This window comes from Streptococcus sp. GMD4S (assembly GCF_000296955.1).
Genome location: NZ_AJRE01000562.1, coordinates 1 through 626 on the forward strand (window position 1 = coordinate 1; position 626 = coordinate 626).

The 626-nt window shown below is 40.9% G+C and carries 2 protein-coding genes and 1 pseudogene; all 3 read left to right on the plus strand.

The window, feature by feature from the left end:
* Positions 1-105, plus strand: a pseudogene (locus tag GMD4S_RS13250) (YihA family ribosome biogenesis GTP-binding protein); the annotation flags it as partial.
* A gap of 9 nt (positions 106-114) precedes the next feature.
* Positions 115-495: a RidA family protein gene (locus tag GMD4S_RS12550; protein WP_001140428.1), complete on the plus strand. Its 381-nt coding sequence runs from the start codon at positions 115-117 to the stop codon at positions 493-495.
* Positions 496-546: 51 nt separating this feature from the next.
* Positions 547-626 (plus strand): RNase adapter RapZ (locus GMD4S_RS14040; RefSeq protein WP_008292286.1); only part of this gene is annotated, 80 nt, incomplete at its 3' end.

Here is a 626-nt window from a genome sequence, read left to right on the forward strand (position 1 = left end):
AAAAAGAAATTAAACTTTGACCCAAGTGACGACTTCATCCTCTTTTCATCTGTCAGCAAGGCAGGGATGGATCAGGCTTGGGATGCAATATTAGAAAAATTGTGAGGGAAAGAAATGGCAAAAACAATTCATACAGACAAAGCTCCAAAGGCTATCGGACCTTATGTTCAAGGGAAAATCGTTGGCAATCTTTTGTTTGCTAGCGGTCAAGTTCCCCTATCTCCTGAAACTGGAGAAATTGTAGGAAAAACAATCCAAGAACAGACAGAACAAGTCTTGAAAAATATCGGTGCTATTTTGGCAGAAGCAGGAACAGACTTTGACCATGTTGTTAAAACAACTTGCTTCTTGAGCGATATGAATGACTTTGTTCCTTTTAACGAGGTTTACCAGACTGCCTTTAAAGAGGAATTTCCAGCTCGTTCAGCTGTAGAGGTTGCACGTCTTCCTCGTGATGTAAAAGTCGAAATTGAAGTGATCGCAGAGATTGGATAAGCTAGTTGAAGTTTGGCTCTGCCAAACTTTTTTTGATATAAGGAGAGATAGATGACAAAGAAACAACTTCACCTGGTGATTGTGACAGGGATGAGTGGCGCAGGGAAAACAGTAGCCATTCAGTCCTTCGA